Annotated in this window: 18 protein-coding genes; 14 read left to right on the top strand and 4 right to left on the bottom strand. The window is 66.2% G+C overall.

All coding sequences use genetic code 11. The features are described 5' to 3' along the window. Positions 1-2 precede the first annotated feature (2 nt). The 3 genes from ACSQ3P_RS19030 to ACSQ3P_RS19040 all read right to left on the bottom strand — a co-directional run bounded on the left by ACSQ3P_RS19030 (position 3) and on the right by ACSQ3P_RS19040 (position 4,920). Positions 3-1,961 (bottom strand): ABC transporter substrate-binding protein, encoded by a 1,959-nt coding sequence (locus ACSQ3P_RS19030; RefSeq protein ID WP_436167062.1) that lies wholly within the window; start codon positions 1,959-1,961, stop codon positions 3-5. Further along, positions 1,961-3,832: an ABC transporter ATP-binding protein gene (locus ACSQ3P_RS19035; protein ID WP_436167063.1), complete on the bottom strand. Its 1,872-nt coding sequence runs from the start codon at positions 3,830-3,832 to the stop codon at positions 1,961-1,963. Before ACSQ3P_RS19035 ends, ACSQ3P_RS19030 begins: the two co-directional genes overlap by 1 nt. A gap of 98 nt (positions 3,833-3,930) precedes the next feature. Then, a complete protein-coding gene (locus ACSQ3P_RS19040; RefSeq protein WP_436167064.1) occupies positions 3,931-4,920 on the bottom strand; it encodes a heparin lyase I family protein in 990 nt (329 codons plus the stop codon). Between the two features lie 155 nt (positions 4,921-5,075). On the opposite strand from ACSQ3P_RS19040, the gene ACSQ3P_RS19045 reads away from it, so the two are divergent. The 11 genes from ACSQ3P_RS19045 to ACSQ3P_RS19095 all read left to right on the top strand — a co-directional run bounded on the left by ACSQ3P_RS19045 (position 5,076) and on the right by ACSQ3P_RS19095 (position 18,289). After that, positions 5,076-7,808 (top strand): ABC transporter transmembrane domain-containing protein, encoded by a 2,733-nt coding sequence (locus ACSQ3P_RS19045; protein ID WP_436167065.1) that lies wholly within the window; start codon positions 5,076-5,078, stop codon positions 7,806-7,808. Next, positions 7,805-8,254, top strand: coding sequence for a cyclic nucleotide-binding domain-containing protein (locus ACSQ3P_RS19050; protein WP_069688726.1), 450 nt, complete (start codon positions 7,805-7,807; stop codon positions 8,252-8,254). The genes ACSQ3P_RS19045 and ACSQ3P_RS19050 overlap by 4 nt, the downstream gene beginning before the upstream one ends. 16 nt (positions 8,255-8,270) lie before the next feature. Continuing rightward, positions 8,271-10,208 carry an adenylate/guanylate cyclase domain-containing protein gene (locus ACSQ3P_RS19055; protein ID WP_436167066.1) on the top strand — a complete coding sequence of 646 codons (1,938 nt, stop codon included), beginning with the start codon at positions 8,271-8,273 and terminating at the stop codon, positions 10,206-10,208. 79 nt (positions 10,209-10,287) lie between these two features. After that, positions 10,288-10,947 carry a class I SAM-dependent methyltransferase gene (locus tag ACSQ3P_RS19060; protein WP_436167067.1) on the top strand — a complete coding sequence of 220 codons (660 nt, stop codon included), beginning with the start codon at positions 10,288-10,290 and terminating at the stop codon, positions 10,945-10,947. Then, positions 10,944-12,200, top strand: a complete 1,257-nt coding sequence (locus tag ACSQ3P_RS19065) for a glycosyltransferase (RefSeq protein ID WP_436167068.1) — start codon at positions 10,944-10,946, stop codon at positions 12,198-12,200. Before ACSQ3P_RS19060 ends, ACSQ3P_RS19065 begins: the two co-directional genes overlap by 4 nt. Beyond that, the gene (locus ACSQ3P_RS19070; protein ID WP_436167069.1) at positions 12,200-13,342 is read left to right on the top strand and encodes a glycosyltransferase family protein; all 1,143 of its coding nucleotides are present in this window, start codon (positions 12,200-12,202) and stop codon (positions 13,340-13,342) included. Before ACSQ3P_RS19065 ends, ACSQ3P_RS19070 begins: the two co-directional genes overlap by 1 nt. 270 nt (positions 13,343-13,612) lie before the next feature. Further along, complete coding sequence (gene cobS, locus ACSQ3P_RS19075; protein WP_436167070.1) at positions 13,613-14,596, top strand: cobaltochelatase subunit CobS; 984 nt, start codon at positions 13,613-13,615, stop codon at positions 14,594-14,596. Between the two features lie 15 nt (positions 14,597-14,611). After that, a complete protein-coding gene (locus ACSQ3P_RS19080) occupies positions 14,612-14,968 on the top strand; it encodes a GFA family protein (RefSeq protein ID WP_436167071.1) in 357 nt (118 codons plus the stop codon). Positions 14,969-14,976: 8 nt separating this feature from the next. Further along, the gene (locus tag ACSQ3P_RS19085) at positions 14,977-15,393 is read left to right on the top strand and encodes a GNAT family N-acetyltransferase (protein WP_436167072.1); all 417 of its coding nucleotides are present in this window, start codon (positions 14,977-14,979) and stop codon (positions 15,391-15,393) included. Then, positions 15,390-17,288: a cobaltochelatase subunit CobT gene (gene cobT / locus ACSQ3P_RS19090; protein ID WP_436167073.1), complete on the top strand. Its 1,899-nt coding sequence runs from the start codon at positions 15,390-15,392 to the stop codon at positions 17,286-17,288. Before ACSQ3P_RS19085 ends, cobT begins: the two co-directional genes overlap by 4 nt. Further along, positions 17,285-18,289, top strand: a complete 1,005-nt coding sequence (locus ACSQ3P_RS19095; RefSeq protein ID WP_436167074.1) for an esterase-like activity of phytase family protein — start codon at positions 17,285-17,287, stop codon at positions 18,287-18,289. The genes cobT and ACSQ3P_RS19095 overlap by 4 nt, the downstream gene beginning before the upstream one ends. Before the next feature lie 178 nt (positions 18,290-18,467). Here the strand turns inward: ACSQ3P_RS19095 and rpmB are convergent, their stop codons facing one another. Beyond that, positions 18,468-18,755 carry a 50S ribosomal protein L28 gene (gene rpmB / locus ACSQ3P_RS19100; protein ID WP_103718345.1) on the bottom strand — a complete coding sequence of 96 codons (288 nt, stop codon included), beginning with the start codon at positions 18,753-18,755 and terminating at the stop codon, positions 18,468-18,470. 277 nt (positions 18,756-19,032) lie between these two features. Between rpmB and ACSQ3P_RS19105 the strand changes: the two genes are divergently transcribed. From ACSQ3P_RS19105 to ACSQ3P_RS19115, 3 genes are all read left to right on the top strand, one after another. Next, positions 19,033-19,875, top strand: a complete 843-nt coding sequence (locus ACSQ3P_RS19105; RefSeq protein ID WP_436167075.1) for a DUF3108 domain-containing protein — start codon at positions 19,033-19,035, stop codon at positions 19,873-19,875. Between the two features lie 214 nt (positions 19,876-20,089). After that, entirely contained in the window at positions 20,090-20,977 is an 888-nt protein-coding gene (locus ACSQ3P_RS19110; RefSeq protein ID WP_436167076.1) for an alpha/beta fold hydrolase, read from the top strand. Between the two features lie 346 nt (positions 20,978-21,323). After that, complete coding sequence (locus ACSQ3P_RS19115; RefSeq protein WP_436167190.1) at positions 21,324-24,683, top strand: helicase-related protein; 3,360 nt, start codon at positions 21,324-21,326, stop codon at positions 24,681-24,683. Positions 24,684-24,833: the final 150 nt, after the last annotated feature.

Consider the following 24,833-nt stretch of genomic DNA (forward strand, 5'->3'; position numbering starts at 1 on the left):
GCTCAGACCTGTGCCTTGCTCGGGTCGAACCAGAAGGTGTCGGGCATGTAGCGGCCGAAGAAGGCGCCGGGCTCGAAGCTGTAGAGCCCCTTGTCGGGCACGTTGCGCAAGGTGCGCGAGACCACGACCGGCTGCAGCGTGCCGTTGACGATGCCAATGGTGAAGAGCTGTTCGGCATTGATCCTGAGCATGTCACGCCAGATCTGCCGGCGCTGCTCATGCGTCGCGCTGCGGCGCCAGGCGTGATAGAGCCTGACGAGTTCCTTGACCTCGGGCATGTCGGGTTCCTCGCCCTCGCGACCGCTGCTCTCCAGGAACTGGCCCCAGCGCGGCCAGTTGAACTGCGAGGCAGATGTGGGCGCCAGCGCATCGGGCTCCATCTCGGGAGCGACCAGGGCATTATCCATGCCGACCCAGGCGGACATGATGGTCTGGCCGGCCAGGATGCGGCGGCGGAAGACGTCGCGCTGCGTCGAGCGGGGATAGATCTTGACCCCGACTGCGACCAGATCCTGCTTGATCAAGTCGAGGATGTCGGTCTCCTCGGTGCTTTCGCCGGAGGTCTCGATGGTGAATTCGAGGCGGCGCCCGTCCGGCAGCAGGCGGATGCCTTCGAGATCGCGCTTCACCAGCCCGATCTCGTCGAGCAGGCGGTTGGCCAGTGCCTTGTCCTGCTCCATCCACAACCCAGCCTGCTTGGCGTCGTAGAGCGGGCTTTCGGGCAGGGCGGTGTTGCCGCTCTCCTTGGCAAGGCCGAAGAAGATGACCTTGTTGACGTCCTTTCGGTTGATCGCCACCGAGAGCGCGCGCCGATAGCGGACATCGCGGTTGAGGTCGCGCCAGACCGGGTCGATGGCGTTGAGGTTCGGCATCAAGGCGAACCAGGCGCCTTCCGCCCGCTTCCACAGCTTGACGTCGATGTTCATCCGCTTCGAGGCGTCCTTGAGGAAGGTGTAGTTGTCGAAGCGGATATAACGGGCCTGCAGATCGCTCTCGCCGGCGGCGGTCTTGGCGGGGATCAGCGAGTTGGTGCCGATCGTCAGCGTGACCTGGTCGACATAGGGCAGTTGCAAACCGTTCTGGTCGATGCGGTGGAAATAGGCGTTGCGCAGGAAGGTGAACTGCTCGGCCGGCAGCGGCGTGGTGTTGCGCCAGGGATCGAGTGTCGGCAGCTCGGGGTTCTCCGGCCGGTACATCCGCGACATGCGCTCATGCAGCGAACCCCAGTCCTTTACGCGCGCGCTCTTGACGCGCGAGGAGAGCGTGGCCTTGTCGGCATAGCGCTCGTGGAACTGCTTCAGATAGGCCGAGGGCATGTAGATATAGGCCGGCTGCGCCCCGGCGAGCGAAGGCAGGAAGACCGGGTTCGGCGCCTCCCAGCTATAGCGGATCTCGGTCGGCGACAGCACCTCGACGGTCGGCGTCTTGCCGGCCGCAATCAGCGCCTGGGACGGCCCGCCGGGCGAAAGCCGCTTGTTGTTGGCGACATCCTCCCACCAGTAGCGAAAATCCTCGGTGGTGAAGGGCGAGCCGTCCGACCAGCGATGGCCGGGGCGCAGTTTCAGTGTGAAGATGCGCCCATCCTCGACATCGAAACTCTCGAGGATATCGGAGGCGAGCTCGAGATTGTCGTCATAGACGATGAGGCGGGCATAGCCGTAGATCGTCATCATGCGGATGTCGCGCTGGTCGCCCATCAGCATGCGCATAGTACCGCCATGGCGGCCTGCTTCTCGCCCGTCTCCAGACACCGTGATGATGCGGGGAGAGCTTGGCGCGCGCTGAGCGACGGGCGGCAGCGTGCCGTCCGCGACCTGCTTGGCGAAGAAGGGGCTGTCGACCAGCCTCAGCGGCGTTTGTGGCTGGCTGAGCGCCAGGCGCGGCAGGCCCACTGCTGCGATGGCGGCGGAGCCGAGCGCGAGGGCCGCTCGGCGCGAAGGCTTGCGCGGAAAGCCGTTCATCAGGCCACCTCCCTGACGGATGCGCCGGCCTGCGCGAGAACGAAATGCCCGTCGCCGAGCGGCAGATGCGCCAGCGCCGGGCCGTTCTCTTCCTGCCTGAAGGCTGATGCCCAATGCGTGGAGTCGGAGGCGCCGCCGGGCGCGACCAACTTGAAGTTGAGCTTGCGATCGAGATCGGCGAAAGGCACCGATTTGAGCAGCGCCTTGGTGTAGGGGTGCACCGGATTGTTGAACAGCGCGTGGCGTGGGGCGATCTCGACGATACGGCCATTGGCCATCACGGCGATGCGGTCGGCCATGTAGTTCACGACCGCGAGATTGTGCGAGATGAACAGGAATGTCAGGCCACGCTCAGCCTGCAGATCCTTGAGCAGGTTGAGGATCTGGGCCTGGACCGAAACATCGAGCGCCGAGACGGGCTCGTCGCAGATGATCAGGTCAGGATCGAGCGCAAGCGCTCGCGCAATGCCGATGCGCTGGCGCTGGCCACCGGAAAAGGAATGCGGATACCGGTTGAGGAAGCGTGGGTCGAGCCCGACATCCTCCATCAGCGCCTTGACGCGGGCGGTCTGCTCGCCCCCTTCACCACGGTCGTGGACGACCAGCGGCTCGCGCAGGATGTTCATCACGGTCATGCGCGGCGACAGCGACGAGACCGGATCCTGGAAGATCATCTGGACCCTCGGCCTGAAGGCGCGCAGCGCCTCGTCCTGCAGCCCCAGCACATCCGTGCAGGTCTGGCCGTCATCGAAGACGATCCTGCCCTCGTCGGGCGTCACCGCCCGCATGATGATCTTGCTGACGGTGGTCTTGCCGCAGCCGCTCTCGCCGACGAGGCCAAGGCATTCGCCGCGCCTGATCTCGAAGCTCACATCGTCGACCGCGACGACGGTCGAGAGCGTGCCCTTGCCGAAGAACTTCCGCGAGCCGGTCGTGTAGGTCTTGCGCAGATTGCTCACGCTGAGCAGGGGGGCCGCATTCTTCGGCGCGGCGGGCCTTGCTGCGACGACGGGGCGGGTCCTTGCCTCGCGCAAGGCGACGAGGCGCTCGCCCTCCCGCATGTCGAAATGCGGCGAGGCCTTGAGCAGGGCCTTGAGATAGGGGTGGCGCGGCCGGCGGAAGATGTCCTCGACCGGGCCGCTTTCCATGATCTCGCCATGGTAGATCACCACCACCTCGTCGGCCATGTTGGCGACGACGCCGAGATCATGGGTGATCAGCAGGATCGCCATGCCCATCTCGGCCTGGAGATCGCGCATCAGGTCGAGCACCTGGGCCTGGATGGTGACGTCGAGCGCCGTCGTCGGTTCGTCGGCGATGAGCAAGGCCGGCTGGCAGATCAGCGCCATGGCGAGCATGGCGCGCTGGCGCAGGCCGCCCGAAAGCTCGAACGGGTAGAAGCCGAAGGCGCGATGCGGGTCCTTGAAGCCGACGCGCTTCAGCATGACCTCGATCAGCTCGCGCGCCTGCGCCTTGGGCGTCGGGCGGTGCAGCTGCAGCGCTTCCTCGATCTGGTTGCCGATGGTGTGCACCGGCGAGAGCGAGGACATCGGCTCCTGGAAGATCATGCCGATGCGCCCGCCGCGCAGCGCCCGGATCTCGCGCCCTTCCGAGGGCAGTCCGGCGATGTCGATCGAGGCGCCTGGCGTCAGCGGATCGCGGAACAGGATCTCGCCGCCCGTGATCGCCCCGGCGCGCGGCAGCAACCCCATGATCGCCTGCGAGATCACCGATTTGCCGGAACCGGACTCGCCGACGAGCGCGACCGTCTTGCCGGGCGGCACGCGCAGGCTGACGCCCTTCACGACATCGCGAGCAAGCCCGTGAATCGTGAAGCCGATGCGTAGATCGCTGATCCGCAGGATATCCATACGTCACTAACGCCGATTGGCTTCCGATGTTGCCTTACGTCCAAGTGCGATCACTAGACGTTGAAAGAGCCGCATTGCCAATGGCTTTCGACATAAACTCATTCGGCGGGACATTGCCCGGAACGGATGACGTCCGCGCAACGCGGCCCGCGCCGAAAGTCGTCGAAGGTCAGGCTCCAGCTCTGCGGGTTGGGGGCGCGGTAGGGGCCGAACTTGAAGTACTGGTTCTTGTCGAGGCCGGGTCCGCTATGGCCGATATGGCCCTTGACGGTGGCAACGTGCACGCCATCGGCGATGATTTCGACATGCCCGTTGCCGGCTGGTCCCGGGCTCGAGCGAAACACGAAGTCGATCCAGCCCTTCCGGGCGGAAGGCAGGTCGGCATGGCGCGTCACCATGATGCCTGGCGCGCAGGAATCGAAATAGGCTGGATAGCTCTTGCGCGTCGTGCCGCTTTCGATCGCGACGAGGGCCCGCGTCTGGCGCGCCGCCTGACGGTTCACGGCCAGGGCTTCGCCGGGCAGGCAGCCCTTCGGTCGGGCCGCGCTGCCGATCGGAAAGGTCTCGATCATGTCGGTTTCGATGGTGACGCCGAGATGCCCCTCAAAGAGTCTGAGCGCCAGGAAGGGGGAGTAGTCGCCCTTGGCTCCTGGAACGATCTCGCGCTTCCACTGCGCCAGTACATGGCGACCGTCGTCCTGAGGGACAGGATCGTCGAGGAAAACCGAAAAACCATACCAAAGCGTCTGATCGTAGCGGGCGAGCACCTCAGGCGTTTCCCAAATCTCGGCGCGTTCGCTGCAGCGCCTCTGCTGCGGCGGACAGGCAGGCTTGACCGAGAGCGTCAGCGCGCTGAGGCCGGTCATGACGTTGCGGCTCTGGAAGGTGACACTGCCGTCGCGCTGTTCAGGGTTGTCCTTGTAATACAGGCCGCCTTCCGGCGCGAACCGGCCGGCCTCGAAATCGTCCTTCAGGAGGAGCCGCGCAGGGTCGCCCGCAGTCTCGGCGCGCACTGTCCAGCCCACGCCGCCAAGCGCGAGCGCGAGGCACAGCAGCCGGCACGCCCGGTCGATCGAACCCAGCCTCATCGAACTCCTCCACTAGATCGTGATCGAAACATGGCCGCATTGCCGGGGCAAGCGCTGCCCGCACGGCGCACCCACATTGCACTGCGGCCGAGGCTGACCACATATGGGGAGCAGAAGATGAGAAGACGGGCGCGGCCCGCCGGACAGGATCGCCGTTGGAGACCAACCTCTTCCGTTATGTCTGGCAGAAGAGCCGCGGCGATCAGATCATCGTCCTGCTCATCATCCTCGTCTCGATCGCCTTCTACTGGGCGTCGTTCGATGTGCCCAAGCGCATCGTCAACGATGCGATCCAGGGCGGCGCCTTCAAGAACGGCAAGACCACCGCGACGCTGCTGGAGTTCACCCTGCACATGCCGGGTTGGCTCGGCGGCGCCAGCTACAAGCTGTTCGAGGGCTTCCAGGTCGGCCAGCTCGGACTGCTGTTCGGGCTGAGCGGGTGTTTCCTGGTGCTGGTGCTGATCAATGGCGCGTTCAAATACGTCATCAACCTGCGCAAGGGTATTCTCGGCGAGCGCATGCTCAGGCGCATGCGCTACGATTTGTTCAGCCAGCTCATGCGCTTTCGGCCAGAGGAGATCCGCGCGGTCAAGCCCGCCGAGGTCGCCAGCATGATCAAGGACGAGGTCGAGCCGATCGGCGGCTTCGTCGGCGAGGCCTTCATCCAGCCTGTCTTCCTGCTGAGCCAGGCGCTGACGGCACTGGTCTTCATCATGGCGCAGAGCATGTGGCTCGGCTCGATTGCGCTCGTGATCGTGTTGCTGCAGGCGATCATCATCCCGATCCTGCGCAAGGAGCAGCTCAGGCTCGGCCGCCAGCGCCAGATCGAGTCGCGCCAGCTCGCCGGGCGCATCGGCGAGATCGTCGACGCCGGGCCGACGATCCAGGGCCATGGCGCGACGAATTATGTGCAGTCGGACATCGCCGGCCGGCTGGGGAAGCTCTTCGACATCCGCTACGCGCTCTACAAGCGCAAATTCGCAGTCAAGTTCCTGAACAACCTCCTGGCCCAGATCACGCCGTTCTTCTTCTACGCGGTGGGCGGCTTCTTCGCGCTGCAGGGCCGGCTCGACATCGGTCAGCTCGTGGCCGTCATCGCCGCCTATCGCGACCTGCCGCCCCCGATCAAGGAACTGATCGACTGGGACCAGCAGCGCAACGACGTCACGATCAAATACGAACAGGTCATCGCCCAGTTCAACACCGACGAGGCGGTCGTGCTGGAGGAGGCCGACGGGGTGAAGCCTCTGCCCGAGCTGGGGCAGCTCCGGCTCGAGGCCGTGCAGATGCTCGACAATCGCGGCCAGCCCTTGCTGTCGCCCTTGACGCTGCGCTTGCAGCGGCCGGGCGCGGTCGCGATCATCGGCCCCAATGGCGGGGCGCGCGAGGTCCTGGGCCGCATCCTCGGGCGTCAGGCCATGGCCTATTCCGGGCGCGTCATGATCGATGCGAACAATCTCGGCCGGATGTCGGTCGAGCGCGCGAGCCACATGATCGGCTATGCCGGCAACGAAGCCGAGATCATCGCCGGCACGCTGCGCGACAACATCCTGCTGCCGCTGAAGCGACGCCGGCCGAGCATGAAGCCGACCGGCAAGGTCAGCCAAGAGGATCACCGGGTCTTCATGGAGTCGATCCGCTCCGGCAACACGCCGTTCTCCTTCACCGCCGACTGGACCGATTACGAGGGCGCGGGGGTGACCGATGCCGCTTCACTGGAGGAGCATATCAAGGATGTGCTCAAGGTGCTGGGCTGCGCCGAGGACGTTTATGAGCTTGGCCTCGACGGCAAGGTGCTGGCCTCTCTGAACGAGAACGCCAAGGAGCAGATCGTCCTAGCGCGGGGCGCCGTTGCGGAAGAGCTCGGCCGCAGCAAGCTCGCCGGGCTGATCGAGACCTTCGATCCGCAGCGCTACAACGCCAATGCGACTGTCGCTGAGAACCTGATCTTCGGCGCGCGGCGGACGCCGCGCTTCGCCAACGAGACGCTGCTGTTCGAGCCTTATGCCCATGCCATCCTGGCGGCGGAGGCGCTGGTCGCGCCGCTGATCGAGGTCGGCTCGCGCATCGTGGCGACGGTGGTCGAGATCTTTGAAGGCCTGCCGCAGGGCCACGCCCTGTTCGAGCGCTACTCCTTCGGCGCGGGCTTCGGCATGGAGCGATTGACCGAACTGTCCGCGACTTTGAGCAAGCAGGACATGCGCGCGCCGCTCGATTCCGAGACGGAGCGCGATCTGCTTGCGCTCGCGCTCGGCTATATCGAGCCGAAGCACCGGCTGAATCTGCTCGACGACCGGCTGCGGCGGCGGATCATGCGGGCGAGGGCGAGCTTCAAGGCTCATCTGCCGGCGGATGCCGTCCATGACGTCGACTTCTACGATCCCGGCAAGGTGATGCTGGGCGCGAGCCTGCGCGACAACCTGATGTTCGGCCGCATCGGCTATGGCATAGCCGATGCGCGCAAGAAGGTCGCGGGAATCGTGCGGGCCGCATTGGCGCGGGCGGGTCTCGATGGCGATCTCTACCGGATCGGCCTCAACACCGATTGCGGCATTCGCGGGCGCTTCCTGCCCGGGCGTCTCAAGCTTGCGGTACCTCTGGCGCAGGCCCTGATCAAGGCGCCGCAAATCGCAGTGCTCGATGTGGCGGCGCTGATCGCGACCAGCCCGGAGCCCGAGGCGCTGATCGCCCGGCTGCGCGAACATTGCGCCGGCATGACACTGTTCCTTCTTCTTGGGGATGCTAGTCTTTCAGCGGGGATCTCGCCGCGGGTCGTGTTCAGCGGACCGTCTGGCGTGATTGAGGACGACGACCGGGACGGCGAGGACGAAGTCGCGGCAGATCTGCCGCTGCGTCAGGATGCCGAACGGCTGGAGGCGCGACCATGACGCTCGAAACCGACATCACATGCCTGCGAAGGGTGCCGCTGTTTCGCTCGCTCCCCGGGCCCCGGCTGAAGCTCGTCGCGCTGATGGGCGAGCGCCTGCATTTCGACGCGGGCGCACGGATCATTGCCGAAGGAGAAATGCCGGAAGGCGTCTATGTCGTCCTGGAAGGCGAGGTTGAGATCTCGCATGAGCGGAGCGACGGGCGCAGCAAGCGCTTCCTGCTGGCGTCGGGCAGCATCATCGGCGACGTGCCCATCCTCTGCGGCCAGTCCTATGTCGGCGAGGTCACCGCCAAGAGCGATGTCAGCACGCTGCGGCTGCCGAAGGATCTGTTCTTCGAACTGCTGGAAACGATTCCCGATTTCAGCATAGCCCTGTCGCGCGATCTTGCCGCGCGGCTATATCGCCTGGCGGATTTCGTGCTGCACGACGAAAAGGTCCATTGATGAGGCGGGTAGTGGCATGAGTCTGCCCCAGACGGTCGGCAGCAACAGGCAGGGTGCGGGTTTCGGGGCGGGTATGGACCAGGTCTCGTCCTGGAGCCGCGACATCCGCTTCGCCTCGGGCATGGTGCTGCTCGCTTTCGCGACGACGCATTTCCTCAACCATGCCGCCGGCATCGCAGGGCTCGAGGCGATGGAGGCCGTGCAGAACTGGCGCTACGGGTTCTGGCATTCCTGGCCGGGTACGGTTGCGCTTTACGCCGCGCTGATCGTGCATCCGCTGTTTGCGCTGCTGCGGGTGGCGCAGCGCCGCACCTTCAAAATGCCGGCGCGCGAGATACTGCAGATCGGCCTCGGCGTCATGATCCCGCTCTTTCTCGTCGATCATATCGTCGGGACGCGGGTGATGGGCACGTTCTTCAATCTCGACGAGAGCTATCACGCGGTGCTGCGCCGGCTCTGGCCGAACCTGGCGTTTTCGCAGACCATCCTGCTGCTGCTGGTCTGGACGCATGGCATCATCGGCCTGCATTTCTCACTGCGCTCGCGCGAGAGCTATCAGCATTGGCGCGACCCGTTCATGCTTGCCGCGATCCTGCTGCCAATCCTGGCGCTGATCGGTTTTGCCGTAGCGGCGCGTGAGGCCGGGCACATGCAACTGCCGCCGGAGACCTATTCGGACTCGGCGGTCACCATGTTCAACCAGAACGTGATCTGGGCGAAGACGGCGTTCTACGGCCTCGTCGGCTGTTTCGTCGGCTTCGTCGCGATCCGCGAGATCAGGGTTCGCACCACCCGACACATCACCGTGCGCTTCGTCGGCCATGGCGTGCGCAAGCTCACGCCGGGGCTGACTGTGCTGGAGATGTTCCGGCGCTTCGGCATCCCGCATGCGGCGCTCTGCGGCGGCAGGGCCCGCTGCGCGACCTGCCGCGTGCTGGTGCTCGACGGTGGCGACAAGCTGCCGGCACCCGGACCGAACGAGGCCAGGCTGCTGCGCCGGATCTCGGCGCCGGACCGCGTTCGCCTCGCCTGCCAGATCAGGCCGCGCGACGATTTGCAGGTCCAGATCCTCCTGGCCTCGCGACTGGGCGCCGCCACGCGCGCGACCGAACCCGAGGCGACGGCCGGCAAGCGCGGGCTGACCGTGATCGTTGCGGATCTGCGCGCATTCTCGGCCCTGTCTGAGCGGCAATTGCCGCAGGAGCTGATCGGCCTGCTCAACCGCTTCTTCGACGAGATGGCGCAGGCCATCGCCGCGCATGGCGGGCGGATCGATGCCTTCTATGGCGATGGCTTCATGGCGGTATTCGGGTTGGAGGGCACGCCGGCGCGCGCCGCCCAGGCTGCGATCAGCGCGGCCGGAGACATCGTGCGCGCCGTCGAGGCGCTGAACCGCGAATTCGGAGCGGCATTGCCCTTGCCGCTGCGGATCGGCATCGGCATCCATACCGGTCAGGCGATCGTCGGCTCCGTCGAGAGCGAGAGCCTCGGCCGGCGCGAGATCACGGTCGGAGAGACGGTGATGATCGCAAGCCAACTTGAATCGGCGACGCGGCGCGTGCTGTCGGATCTCGTCGTGTCGGAAGAGACGATACGCGTTACCGGCCGGGGCTATCGCGGCACGACGCCGTTGAAGATCTCGATCAAGGGGCGCGAGAAGCCGCTGACCGCCTATGGTTTCGCCAGCGCGCCGGAACTGGCCGAACGCGACGGCGATGATCAGGAGCTCGCTCCTGCCAGCGAGACAGATTCGACAGGATTGCCGGAGCCGGCCGCTGCCCCCGATGCATCGGCCATGGAGGCCACCAGCGAGCACGAGCACGAGCCCTTGTCCGGGGCGGGTACACTGCAGGAGGAAGCCGCGCCCGCGCCGCAGCCTCCCGCGAAGCGAGGCCGCAGGTCCAGGGCCGGCAAGTCGAGCGCAGCGGAAAACACCAGGAAGACACCGATCTGAGCCCGCGGCGGGTGGCTGGCCTTTGCGCTCGGGCTTGCCTATGGTCCCGCCGATTTTGTCCCGCTTTGACAGAGACGGCATGACCCAGGAGCCCTCGGAGGCCTTTCACGACATCCTGCGCGGTGTCGCGGCGCTGACGCGCAATCCCGTGGCCGCCGACATCGCGCGGCTCTACGGCAAGGGCGCCCCAGTCGATCTCTCGATCGCCGTCAACCACAAGCAGATCGCCTCGAAGCAATGGCTGGTCGAGACGTTGGCTGCGACCTTGCCGCGTCCTGACGGCCCCGTCTGGGTGCTTGGCGCCTGGTATGGCGTGCTCGGCGCGCTGCTGCTGGAAGAGCCGCGCTTGGCGATCAGCGAGGTCGTGAGCCTCGATATCGATCCGGGTTGCGCCATTGTCGCCGAGACGCTGAACCATCGCCATGTCGCGGCCAAGCGTTTTCGCGCAATCACCGCCGACATGACAGGCCTCGATTTCGCGGCGCAAGACAGGCGACCCGGCCTCGTCATCAATACGAGCTGCGAGCATCTCGACGATGTGCCGGGCTGGCTTGCGACCCTGCCGGCAGGCCTGCCCCTGCTGCTGCAATCGAACGATTATTTCCGCGAGCCCGATCACCGCAGCTGCGTCGCCTCGCTCGGTGCGTTCCAGGAGCAGGCGAACCTGTCCGAGACCTGGTTCGCTGGAGCGCTGCCGACGAAGAACTATACGCGCTTCATGCTGATCGGCGCGCGATGAGCGCCGGGCCCGAGCCGCTCGTCGCGATTGCGATGAAGGGCTATCCGCGCCTGTCGGAGACCTTCATCGCCCAGGAGCTGCTCGGGCTGCAGCAGCGCGGCCTGCCCTTCGCGATCTGGTCGCTGCGTCATCCCACCGACGCCGATCGCCATCTGATGCACAAGCAGATCACTGCGCCGGTGACCTATCTGCCGGAATATCTGCATGACGATCCCCGCCGCGTTCTGCGCGGCGCCTTGAGCGCGCTGCGACGGCTGGGAGCGTTCAGGCTCGCCGCCGTCTTCCTGCGCGACCTCGTTCGCGATCCGACGCGCAACCGCTTGCGCCGGCTCGGCCAGGCCTGTGTGATGGCGCATGAACTGCCGGCGGGCATCGTGCATCTGCATGTCCATTATCTGCACACGCCGGCCTCGGTGATCCGTTATGTGGCGTTGCTGCGCCGGCTGAGCTGGTCGTTCTCGGCCCATGCCAAAGATATCTGGACGACGCCGGACTGGGAGAAGCGCGAGAAGATCGCGGCTGCGGCCTGGGGCGTGACCTGCACGCGCGATGGCCATGCCGAGCTGGCGCGCCTCGGCGACCGGGCCGACAAGGTCGCGCTGGTCTATCATGGGCTCGACCTCGCCCGCTTTCCGAGCCCGCCTTTACGCCCGCTGCGCGATGGCAGCGATCCGGCCGATCCGGTGCGCTTCGTCACCATTGGCCGTGCGGTCGAGAAGAAGGGCTTCGACGATCTGCTGGCGGCGCTGGCGCGTTTGCCAGCCACGCTGCATTGGCGTTTGACCCATATCGGCGGCGGCGAGAAACTGAAGACGCTGAAGATACTGGCCGAAGTGCTCGGGTTGTCGGAGCGCGTCATCTGGGCCGGGCCGCAGGCGCAGGCTGCGGTCGTCACCGCCTTGCGCGAGGCCGATCTTTTCGTGCTGCCTTCGAAGCAGGCCGATAATGGTGACCGCGACGGCCTGCCCAATGTGGTGATGGAAGCAGCAAGCCAGGCGCTGCCGATCGTCGCGACGGATTTCGCCGGCATTCCCGAATTCGTCCGCGATGGTGTCGAGGGTCTGCTGGTTGCACCCGGCGACGTCGCTGCGCTGGCACAGGCCGTGGCTGAGCTTGCGATGGCACCGGAACGGCGAGCGGCGTTGGGCGCTGCGGCGCATGCAAGGCTGACGCAGGATTTTTCGGCTGCAGCCGGGCTCGACCGCATTCATCGGAAGCTCGTGAGTGCGGTTCGATCAGGCGGGCGTGATTGATGCCACGCATCCTGATCGCCGTGACGCATCTCCTGGGCAGTGGCCATCTCGTGCGGGCGCGGCATCTGGCGCGGGCGCTGTCCGGGGCGGGACATGAGGTGACGCTGGCGAGCGGCGGCATGCCTGCGGCTGCGCGGCAGGACGAACCCTTCGCTTTCGTGCAGCTTCCTCCGGTCAAGGTCGAGGGCGTCGATTTCCGCAATTTGCTCGACGAGGCCGGGCAGCCGATCGATTCAGAACGCCGCGCGATGCGGCAGGCGATGCTGAGCGATCTTGCGATGTCCTTGCTGCCTGATGTCGTCGTCACCGAGCATTTCCCATTCGGGCGGCGGCAACTCGCCGGCGAGTTCATGGGGCTGATTGCCGCCGCGAAGGCGGCGAATCCGCAGGTTCTGGTGCTGTCCTCGATCCGTGACGTGCTGGTCGCCCCGCGTACCGACCGGGTTGCGGAGGCGGAGCAGCGCATCGCGAACCATTTCGACGGCGTGCTGGTGCATGGCGATGCCGCCTTCCTGCCGCTGGAGGCATCCTGGCCGGCGTCGCCGGAATTGACCGGGCGGCTGCACTACACGGGTTATCTGGCGGATGCGGTGGCGAAAGCGGCCCCGATCGAGAGTGGCGAAATCATCGTCTCCGGCGGCGGCTCGGCGGCCGCGCTGCCGCTGTTTGAGCTTTGCGTGGCTGCCGCCGGCTTGCTTGGCCCGGCGCGAGGCTGGCGCATCCTCGTCGGGCGAGGCGTATCCGAGGCGGCGTTCGCGGGTCTGCGGGATTCAGCACCCGCCCATGTGACCGTGGAATGGGCGCGGCCGGATTTTCCGGCGCTGCTCGCGGGCTGCGCGCTGTCGATCAGCCAGGCTGGCTACAATACGGTGCTTGATCTGGTGGCGGCCGGCCGGTCGGCGATCGTCGTGCCGTTCGATGCCGGCAACGAGACCGAGCAGGCGATACGAGCGGAGGCGATGGAACGGGCGGGGTTGGCGCGTTGCCTGCGCCTCGATGGTGAAACTCTGCTCACGCCAATGCTGCTGACGCAGGCCGTCGAATCGATGCTGAACGACGCTCCCGAGCGGGGCGTGACGATCGACCGCAGTGGTGGGGAAGCGGTTTGCGGCATCGTGGCGCGGCTGCTCGAGCAGCGGTGATCGATACTAAAAGTTGAGAGCTTTGCTCTCGCGAAAAACTGGTACCCACTTTTTCGCGCAATGCTCTCGGCGTTTTCTTCGCATAAGCAGGCCTGCTGGCATGTCTGTTGCGAAGCCGGCATGTCTGCCGGGAATTCCCGTCCCGGCGGTTTGCGAATTGCCGCTGCCGGTCTTTCGCTTTAGTTAGACAACGTACGCCTCCCTTTTTCGGTCGGCTCTTGGGACAACCGGTCCTCTCCCGGACCTGTCCCATGCCCGGAGACAAGCCAGATGACGACGACGACCGCCCAAGGCCTTCCCGACATGAAGTTGTCGGTGCGTCAGACCTTCGGGATTGATTCAGACCTCGAAGTGCCGGCCTATTCCAAGGCGGAGGCGCATGTTCCCGATTTCGATCCGGATTACCGCTTCGACCGCGACACCACGATCGCGATCCTGGCCGGTTTTGCGCATAACCGCCGTGTGATGATCTCGGGCTATCATGGCACCGGCAAATCGACCCATATCGAGCAGGTTGCTGCTCGCCTGAACTGGCCCTGCGTGCGCGTCAACCTCGACAGCCACGTCTCCCGGCTTGATCTCGTCGGCAAGGACGCGATCGTGCTGAAGGAAGGCAAGCAGATCACCGAGTTCCAGGACGGCATCCTGCCCTGGGCCTTGCAGAACAACATCGCGCTGGTCTTCGACGAATATGACGCCGGCCGTCCCGATGTGATGTTCGTGATCCAGCGCGTGCTCGAGCAGTCCGGCAAGCTGACGCTGCTCGATCAGAAGCGCGTCATCCGCCCGCACCCTTGCTTCCGCCTCTTCGCCACCGCCAATACGGTCGGCCTGGGCGACACGTCGGGCCTCTATCACGGCACGCAGCAGATCAACCAGGGCCAGATGGACCGCTGGTCGATCGTGACCACGCTGAACTACCTGCCCCACGACAACGAAGTCGCGATCGTGCTCGCCAAGTCGAAGCACTATCAGGCCTCGCCGGAGGGCAAGGACATCGTCAACAAGATGGTCCGTGTCGCCGATCTCACCCGCAACGCCTTCATGAACGGCGATCTCTCGACCGTGATGAGCCCGCGTACCGTGATCACCTGGGCCGAAAATGCCGCGATCTTCGGCGATGTCGGCTTCGCCTTCCGGGTGACGTTCCTGAACAAATGCGACGAGATGGAGCGCGCGCTGGTGGCCGAGTTCTTCCAGCGCTCCTTCGGCAAGGAGCTGCCGGAGAGCGCGGTGAACGTGGTCCTCAGCTGACAGGAGCGGCCGGTCATGGCGAGCGCGCGCTACGAGGGAAGCTGCCATTGCGGCCGCGTCGCCTATGAGGTCGAAGTCGATCTCGACCAGACGATCACCTGCAACTGCTCCTATTGCCAGCGCCGCGGCTCGGTGCTGGCCTTCAGTCCGGCGCAGAACTTCACCCTGCTGAAGGGCGAGGATGCGCTGACCGAGTACCGCTTCAACACGCAGAAGATCCAGCATCTGTTCTGCGAGAGTTGCGGCATCGAATCCTTTGCGCGCGCCAGTTTGCCGGATGGCACGCCGATGGTCGCGATTAATGCGCGCTGCCTGAGCGGCGTCGAGCCGGCCGAGTTGCAGTCGGCACCGTATGATGGGCGTTCGCGCTAGGAGTGGAGATGGTCGCGATCGTCGTCGAACCGAACCAGGACGAGACGCGCGCTGCGGTTCTGCGCGGCCTGGCCGCTTATAACGAGGCGCAGATCGGTTCGCGCAATACGAAACCGCTCGCGATCAGCTTGCGCGACGAGAGCGGTGCGATCGTCGGCGGCCTCGTCGGCGAGCTGAAATGGGAGTGGCTCCATGTCGACCTGCTCTGGGTCGACGGAGGTCATCGCGGTGCTGGCTTTGGCGAGGCACTGGTGGTGCAAGCCGAACAGGCCGCGCGGGATCATGGTGCGCGCGGCGTCTATCTGAGCACGATGAGTCTGCAGGCGCCGGATTTCTATCCTCGGCTGGGCTATCGCGAATGCGGCCGGATGGAGGACTATCCCGTAGCCGGTCATCGCATTCATCACTTCACGAAGGCGCTATGAGCATCTCCAATCGCAAGCCCGGCCAGACCAAGGAAGCGCCAGCGGAGCCGCTGAAGCGCGCGATTTCGGGCGCGATGAAGGCGATCGCGCGCAAGCCCGAGATGGAGATCGTCTTCGCGGCCGACAAACCCTCGCTCGTCGGCGAGCGCGCCCGCCTGCCCGAGCCGCCGCGCAAGCTCACTGTCCAGGATGTCGCGATCCTGCGCGGTCATGCCGATTCGATGGCGCTCAGGCTCGCCTGCCATGACGCGACCGTGCATCGCCGCGCCGCGCCCGAGGGCGATGCGGCGCGCGCCGTGTTCGACGCCGTCGAGCAGTCGCGCGTCGAATGCGTCGGTTCGCGCCGGATGAGCGGCATGGCCGGCAACATCACCGCCATGCTGGAGGACCGCTACCATCGCGGCGGGCGCTATGAGGAGATCACTGACCGCGCCGACGCGCCGCTGGAGGATGCGCTCGCCTTGATGGTGCGTGAGCGCCTGACGGGGCTGAGGCCGCCCAAGGCTGCCGAGAAGCTGGTCGATCTCTGGCGCGAGCAGATCGAGGCTAAGGCCGGGGCCGATCTCGACCGTCTGGCGAAATCCGTCGAGGATCAGCGCGCCTTCGCCCGGACCGTGCGCGACATGCTGGCCTCGCTCGACATGGCCGAGCAAACCAGCCAGGGCCAGGACGACGAGCAGGACGAGGACAACCAGGACCAATCCTCCGACGATCAGCAGCAGCAGGACGGCGAGGCCGAGCAGGAGAGCCAGGGCGAGCGTTCCGAGGTCGAGGTCAGCGACGACGCGACTGAGGAATTGCAGGAGGGCGCCTCGGAGGCGACCGACGCGCCGGCCGGTGACTGGGAGGACGAGGACGAGAATTCCGAGTCCGAGGAAGCCGGCGAAGCGCCGCGTCCGCGCGAGGGCAAGCAGAACGACCGCCCGGTGACGGACTACAAGGCCTATACGCAGAAATTCGACGAGGTCGTCACGGCCGAGGAGCTCTGCGACGCCGAAGAGCTGACGCGGCTGCGGGCTTATCTCGACAAGCAGCTCGCCCATCTCCAGGGCGTGGTGGCTCGGCTTGCCAACCGCTTGCAGCGCCGGCTGATGGCGCAGCAGAACCGCTCCTGGCAGTTCGACCTGGAGGAGGGCGCGCTCGACCCCGCCCGTCTGCCACGCATCATCATCGATCCCTACCAGCCGCTCTCTTTCCGGCAGGAATCGGACGTGAATTTCCGCGATACGGTGGTGACGCTGCTGATCGACAATTCCGGCTCGATGCGCGGCCGGCCGATCACGGTCGCGGCGACCTGCGCCGATATCCTGGCGCGCACGCTGGAGCGCTGTGGCGTCAAGGTCGAGCTTTTGGGTTTCACCACGCGAGCCTGGAAGGGCGGGCTTTCGCGCGAAGCCTGGCTGCAATCGGGCAAGCCGGCGGCTCCCGGCCGTCTCAACGACCTGCGCCACATCATCTACAAGGCCGCGGACGCGCCCTGGCGTCGGGCGCGCAAGAATCTCGGGCTGATGATGCGCGAGGGTTTGCTGAAGGAGAATATCGACGGCGAGGCGCTGGATTGGGCGCATAAGCGCCTGCTGGCGCGCCCGGAGCAGCGCAAGATCCTGATGGTGATCTCTGACGGCGCGCCGGTCGACGACTCCACGCTTTCGGTCAATGCCGGCAATTATCTCGAGCGGCATCTGCGCCATGTCATCGCCGAGGTCGAGACGCGTTCGCCGGTCGAGCTGATCGCCATCGGCATTGGCCATGACGTCACACGCTATTACCGCCGCGCCGTCACCATCGTCGATGCCGAGGAGCTTGGCGGCGTCATGACCGAGAAGCTGGCGGAGCTCTTCGAGGAGGATGCCGGGCTGGCGACGAAATCGCGCGGATCGCGGCGCCTGCAGTGAGGCTGACGCGGCGGGGCGCGTTGGCCGGGCTGGCTTCGGCGGCCATCGCGCCAATTGCGCGGGCGCAGGGTCTCGAACAGACCCGCATACCGATCACGATCTCGGCGCGTCCGATCAAGGCGTTCGAGCCTCGCAGCCCCGAGAAGACGCGCTTCGGCCAGTTGAGCTTTCGTGGCGGGCTTGTCCTGACCGCAAACCATCCGCGCTTCGGCGGTTTTTCCGGATTGTGGCGCTCTCCCGACGGGGCCGAGCTCGTTTCCATCACAGATAACGGCTTCTGGCTGACGGCGAAGCCGCGCTCGCAAGGCGGCCGTATCGTCGCGCTCGACGGGGCGGAGCTTGCGCCCATCCTGGGGGCGTCCGGCAAGCCGCTGCACCGCTCGCGCTATTATGATACGGAGAGCCTGACGATCGCGGACGGCGTCGCCTATATCGGCGTCGAGCGGACGCATGACATCCTGCGCTTCGACTGGGCGAAAGAAGGCGTCGCGGCGCGCGCCCGTATCGTGCCGGTGCCGCGCGAGGTCAAGCGCCTGTCGAGCAATCGTGGGCTGGAGGCGATCGGCGTCGCGCCAGCCGGCCATCCGCTCGCGGGCGCGCTCGTCGCCATCGCCGAGCGCTCGGGCGGCGAGAACGACCCGACGCTCGGCATCATCCTCAGTGGCCGGCAGCCGGGCCTGTTCCAGCTCGCGCGCCATGACGGTTTCGACATTACCGATCTCGCCTTCCTGCCCGGCGGCGACATGCTGGTGCTGGAGCGCTGGTATCGGCCGCTGCGCGGCGTCGGCATGCGCATCCGCCGGATCGCGGGGGCAGGCATCAAGCCAGGTGCGCTGCTCGATGGACCCTATCTGATCGAGGCCGATCTCGGCCAGGAGATCGATAATATGGAGGGATTGTCCGTCCATCTGGAGCAAGGGCGGACGATCCTGACCCTGATCTCGGACGATAATTTCTCGTTCCTGCAGCGGACGATCCTGCTGGAATTCGAGTTGGTTTGAGGGGGGATGCACAGGCCGTCATGCTCGCCCTTGTGGCGAGCATCCACGTCTTGGACACGGCCCTCGAACAGCGAAGACGTGGATGGTCGACACAAGGTCGACCATGACGGTGGGGCCCGGCCCAAACGAAAAAAGCGGCCTCGCGGCCGCTTCATTCAATCGTGAAGAACTCGATCGCTCAGGCGGTGGCGAGCTTCTTCTCGATGTCGCGCTTCAGGGTCAGGGCGCCAGCCGAAAGGTCGGCGGCCGGAGCCTTGACCAGGAAGGCGTCGAGGCCGCCGCGATGGTCGACCGTGCGCAGGGCATTGGCCGAGACGCGCAGGCGAACCGAACGGCCCAGCGCATCCGACTGCAGCGTGACCTGCACGAGGTTGGGACGGAAAACCGTCTTGGTCTTGCGGTTCGAGTGGCTGACGAGGTGCCCGGTCAGGGTACCTTTCCCGGTCAGTTCGCAACGGCGGGCCATGTCATCGTTCCTTGCTGCAACCGGTTCGCTCAAATAAAAATGCCGACACGCGACGTGCCGGACATGAGCACCGGAAGTCAAATTGAAGTCGCGGTTCCATAGCCAAGGTGGGCGGCGGCGTCAAGGAGAACTCGTCGGCGTCAGTGCGCTGTTGCCGATATCAGCGCTAGCGAGACACCGGACTGGCGCGCGGCTCGCCAAATGCCGCGAAACAGGTCACGATTCAGACCGATTCGCAGTGCATTGCAAATCATACCCCAAGCTTCGGAGGAAACGGATGAAACCCGCCATCGCGCCGTCCCTGGCCGGGTTATCCTTCGTCGCCAGGTTGTCTTTTGTCGCGATGCTGGCGGCGACCAGCCTGCCGGCGCAGGCCGCTTCACTCGACGCGAAATACCAGGTCTCGCTGCTGGGGCTGACGCTCGGTACGGCGAATCTCAGCGGCGGCGTCGATTCCGGCGGCTACAAGCTCGACATCGTGGCGAAGCTGACCGGATTGGTCGGCGGCTTCACCGGCGGGCGCGGCTCGGGCGCGGCGACCGGCAATATGAGCGCCGGCAAGCCGATGGCAGCGACCTTCGCGATCAGCTCCGCCAGCTCCAGCGAGAGCCGGACTGTGCGCATGGCGCTCGGGGGTGGCAATGTCCAGGCGATCGAGATCGTTCCGCCGATCGACTTCAAGCCGGACCGCGTACCCCTGGCGGACAGCCACAAGCGCAATATCCTGGATCCGCTCAGCGCTTTCCTGATGCCTGTCGACGGCAAGGGCGGCAGCGCGAGTGCCTGCAATCGCACGCTGCCGATCTTCGACGGTGCGGCCCGCTATGACATCAAGATGAGCTATGCCGGCTCCCGGGAGGTCAAGCTGGACGGTTATGGCGGCCCGGTCGCGGTCTGCCAGGTGCGCTATGTGCCGATCGCCGGCCATAGGGCGCTGCGGCCCAGCACCAAGTTCATGGCCGAGAACAAGGACATCAGCGTCTGGCTTGCGCCGGTGGCGGGGACGAATGTGATGGTCCCGGTGCGCATTTCGGTGAAGACGATGATCGGCACCGCCGTGGTCGAAGCCTCGAGCTTCAGGGTCGATCCGGGCGTGACGGCAAGCACTGCCGGAAATTGACGCCAGAGCGGGATGCGAAAAAGCGGGAACCGGTTTTTCGCGTCGATCCTGCTGTAACTTTTTGAATACGGATCGAGGCGCGCTGCGTTCGGGCGAACGCGCTCCAGCCGCCTGTGGAGAACCGCCGCCGCAAGGGCGTCATGCTCCGCAGCCGATTGCGGCGGCGACGGAGCCGGCATTACCCTGACGCCACTGCCTGCGCCAGAAAGACGCCATGACCAGCGACTTCACCGCTCCGCCGGGCCTGCGCCATCGCCAGCTCGCCGTTCGCGATACCATGCTGCATATCGCCGAGATCGGCGATGGCCCGCCTGTCCTGCTGCTGCATGGTTGGCCGGAGTTCTGGGCGACCTGGTTGCCGCTGATCAATCGCCTGCATGGCGAATTTCGATTGATCGCGCCCGACCTGCGCGGTTTTGGCGATAGCGCTAAGACGGTGGGGCCGCGTAGCGATGTCGGCGCCAACTGCCATGCCGACGACATGGCTGCGCTGCTGCATGCGCTGGATCTCGATTCGGTCGGCGTCGTCGGCCATGATGTCGGGGCCTATGCAGCGCAGGCGCTGGCGCGCCGGCATCCACAGGCGGTCGAGCGGCTGCTGTTCTTCAATTGCCCGACAGCGAGCGTCGGTGGGCGCTGGGTCCATGACGGGCACGTCAACGAGGTCTGGTACCAGGCGTTCCAGCAGCTCAACCTGGCCGAGGCGCTGGTGGGTTCGAGCCGCAAGGCCTGCTCGCTCTATCTCGGGCATTTCCTGACGCATTGGTGCCATCGCAAGGATGCCTTCGAGCCGGCCTTCGAGCTCTGGGTCGATAATTTCATGAAGCCCGGCAATCTGCGCGGCGGGTTCGACTGGTATCGCAGCCAGAACGCGCTGCGGCTGGCGGCGATCGACGGCCACGCGCCGCCATCCGTGCGGATCCACCAGCCGACGCGGGTGCATTGGGGCCGGCATGACCCGATCCTGAAATCGGAATGGGCGGCTTTCGTGCCGGAGCATTTCGACGAGGCCAAGGTCACCTTCTGCGAGAGCGCCGGGCATTTCGTGCATGTCGAGGCGCCCGACGAGGCGGCGCAGGTGTTCGTCGACGTCTTCGGCTGATCACGACATGCTGAATGCGCCGGCGATCTAGACCATCGTGGAGGCGCCCTCTCGTTTCGGCGCGGGAAAGCCTTAAATAGGCGAAGGCGCGATGCGGCCCTGGGCCGCATCGGGCGCGCGAGAGGATGGATGATGCCGGTGGTTCGATTCCAGATTGGGTGGTCGCGTTTACCAGAGCCGCGATATCTTGCCGGGAACGAAACCGGATTCAGGCCGAGTCAGCGATTCGGGCTTGCTTCGTTCAGGACTTGTTCTATCCCCTGATGCCTCGTCGTCGCCCTGAGGCTACCCGGCGCAGTCGCGTGCCGGGCGGCTAGGGCGGGCGGTCACGATCGGTCGCGTTTTGATTTCAGCTCGTCCCTTGCCTCGCTCCGTCCGTGCAAACGGCGTCACGGCGGTTCTCGGCCCCACCAACACCGGCAAGACGCATCTCGCGATCGAGCGGATGGTGGCGCATCCGACAGGCATGATCGGCCTGCCGCTCCGGCTGTTGGCGCGCGAGGTCTATAGCCGCGTGGTCGAGAAGGTCGGCGCTGACGCTGTCGCGCTCGTCACCGGCGAGGAGAAGATCAAGCCGGAGCGGCCGCGCTTCTGGGTCTGCACGGTTGAAGCGATGCCGCGCGATCTCGCGGTCGATTTCGTCGCGATCGACGAGATCCAGCTCGCCGCCGATCTCGATCGCGGCCATGTCTTCACCGACCGGCTGATGAACCGGCGCGGCCGGGCCGAGACCATGCTGATCGGGGCCGGCACGATGAAGCCGCTGATCGAGCAGCTCATCCCCGGCGTCAACGTCGTCACGCGCCCGCGCCTGTCGCAATTGCTCTTCGCCGGCGATCGCAAGATCACAAGGCTGCCGCCGCGCTCGGCCATCGTCGCCTTCTCGGTCGAGGAGGTCTACGCCATCGCCGAGCTGATCCGCCGGCAGAAGGGCGGGGCGGCGGTGGTGCTGGGCGCCTTGTCGCCGCGGACACGCAATGCGCAGGTCGAGATCTACCAGTCCGGCGATGTCGACTATCTCGTCGCGACCGACGCGATCGGCATGGGGCTCAATCTCGATGTCGACCATATCGCCTTCGCGGCGGACAAGAAGTTCGACGGCCATCATTTCCGCAAGCTCAACCCGGCCGAGTTCGGCCAGATCGCGGGGCGGGCGGGGCGGCATCTGCGCGACGGCACCTTCGGCACCAGCGGACGTTGCCCGCCCTTCGAGGCCGATCTCGTCGATGCGATCGAGAACCATCGCTTCGAACCGGTTCGGCAGTTGCAATGGCGCAACACCGATCTCGACCAGCGTTCGATCGAGAGTTTGCTCGACAGCCTCAACATGCAGCCTTCCGAGCCGGGGCTGACGCGGGCGCTGATCGCGGAGGACATGACGACGCTGGAAATCCTGGCGAAAGACCCCGACGTCAAGGCGCTGGCGCAGGGGCGTCCTGCGGTCGAGCGGCTCTGGGAGGTTTGCGGCCTGCCCGATTATCGCAAGATCGCGCCGATGCAGCACGCGGACCTCGCGACGACGCTTTATCTGCGCCTGATGCGCCATGGCCGGCTTGATATCGACTGGTATCACGCCCAGCTTTCGGCGCTTGATCGCACGGATGGCGAGATCGACACGCTGTCGGCCCGCATCGCGCAGGTGCGAACCTGGACCTTCGTCGCCAACCGTCCCGACTGGTTGCCTGATCCTGAGCATTGGCAGGGGGTGGCGCGTCTTGTAGAGGACAAGCTGTCGGACGCTTTGCACGAGAGGCTTGCCAGCCGTTTTGTGGATCGGCGCACGAGTGTGCTGATGCGTCGTTTGCGGGAGAATACCATGTTGGAGGCTGAGGTCACCACGGCGGGCGATGTGCTCGTCGAGGGCCAGCACGTCGGAATGCTGCAGGGGTTTCGCTTCACGGCGGACCCGAAGGCCGGCGGGCCGGAGGCGAAAGCCCTGAATATGGCTGCGATGAAGGCGCTTGCCAGCGAGATCGAAGCGCGCGCCGCGCGCGTCGTTCTGGCCGGCGACGATGCTTTCGTGTTGTCGCATGACGGTTTGCTGCGCTGGGTCGGTGAGCCGGTGGCGCGCCTGGTCGCGGGCGAGAAGGCGATCGAGCCGCGCCTGCGCCTGTTGGTCGAGGAACATCTGACGGGGCCGGCGCGCCAGCAGGTCGAGACGCGCCTGACGCTCTGGCTGAAGAATCACGTCACCCGCCTGCTCGGTGCGCTGCTGCTGCTGGAGGAGGCGACGACGCTGACCGGCATCGCGCGCGGCATCGCTTACCAGGTCGCCGAATCGCTCGGCGTGCTCGAGCGCACCAAGGTCGGCGAGGAGATGAAGGCGCTCGACCAGGAGGGCCGTGCCGCCCTGCGCCAGCTCGGCATCCGTTTCGGCGCGTTCCATCTCTATGTGCCGGCGCTGCTGAAGCCGGCACCGCGGGCGCTCGCGGCCCAGCTCTGGGCCCTGAAGCACGGCTCGCCGGAGATGAGCGGGCTCGACGACATCGCTCATCTGGCGGCCTCGGGCCGGACCTCGTTTGCGGTCGACAAGGCGGTTCCCAAGGGGCTCTATCGCGCTGCCGGCTATCGCGTCTGCGGCGAGCGCGCCGTGCGCGTCGATATCCTGGAGCGCCTGGCCGATCTGATCCGGCCGGCGATCGCCTATCGTCCGGGCCTTACCCAAGGCACGCCGCCGACTGGCGCCGCCGATCAGGACGGTTTCGTCGCCACCGGCGCGATGACCTCGCTCGTCGGCTGCGCCGGCGAGGATTTCGCCTCGATCCTGCGCTCGCTTGGCTATGTCTCGGTCAAGCGTCCAGGCCCAGCCATCACCGTGCCGTTGGCTGCGCCCCCGGCGAAAGTGGAGCCGGTCAAGGTCGATGAGGCTGTCGTTGCCACTGAGGCCGCCGAGCAACCGGCGGAGGGCGTGGTCTCCGACGAGCCCGCTTCTGTCGCCGGAAAGGTGGCGTCCGTATCCGAGGTGACGGAGGCCGTTGCGCCGGTCCCGGCGGAACTCGAGGCGGCTGTCGCTCCCGAGCCGGAGCCCGTCGCCGTTCCCGCCGATCTGATGTCGGCCTTGCCGGCTGCCGCCGAGGAGCCGGCCGCGCCGGCACCGGTGGACGCTACTGCCGAGGAGACGGCTGCGCCGGCCCTGGTGGACGCTGCTGCCGAGGCCAGCGAGGCTGTCGAGGCGACCGAGGTGGCTGCGACTGCAACGCCCGCGCCAGCCGAGCCGGAACTGATCGAGGTCTGGCGGCCGCATCGTCATCAGGGCGGGCGCAGGCCCGAGCAGGCTGGCCGTGGCGCCCCGCGCGACGGCGCCCCCGGCGAACGCCAGCCGGGCGGTCGTCGCGGCGACAGGCCCAACCGCGGCGGGCGGCCCGACGACAGGCGGCGCGAGGGTGGGCAGGATCGCCCGGCAGCGGCAACGGCCGCAGGTGCGGAAGCCGCACCTGCTGCGCCGCGCCCGGAGCGGGGACCACGGCGCGACGATGCGCCGCGCCAGGGGCAGCCGCCACGCGGCGGGCGTCCCGAGCAGGGGCGCGGTCCGCGGCCCGAGTTCAAGCGCGATCAGCGGCCGGGCGGGCCGCGCCGCGAGGATCGCGGTGGCGAGCGTTTCCAGCAGCCGCAGCGCCCGCGGCCGGCCGAGCGCGAGCCGGATCCGGATTCGCCCTTCGCCAAGCTTGCCGCGCTCAAGGCCCAGCTCGAGGGGCGCAAGACCTGAGCGGGCGATGCTGAGCATTTTCGCGCGAAGTGGACACCGGTTCCCTCGCGACAAATGCGAAGCGTTTGCGCGGAGACAATGCGATAAAACAAGGAGGTAGAGTATGTCCGCGGTTCGGAGAAACGCGGACATACTCTGAGATCACGACGC

The sequence above is a fragment of the Allobosea sp. LjRoot9 genome, from assembly GCF_964252745.1.
In the GTDB taxonomy this organism is placed as follows: domain Bacteria; phylum Pseudomonadota; class Alphaproteobacteria; order Rhizobiales; family Beijerinckiaceae; genus Allobosea.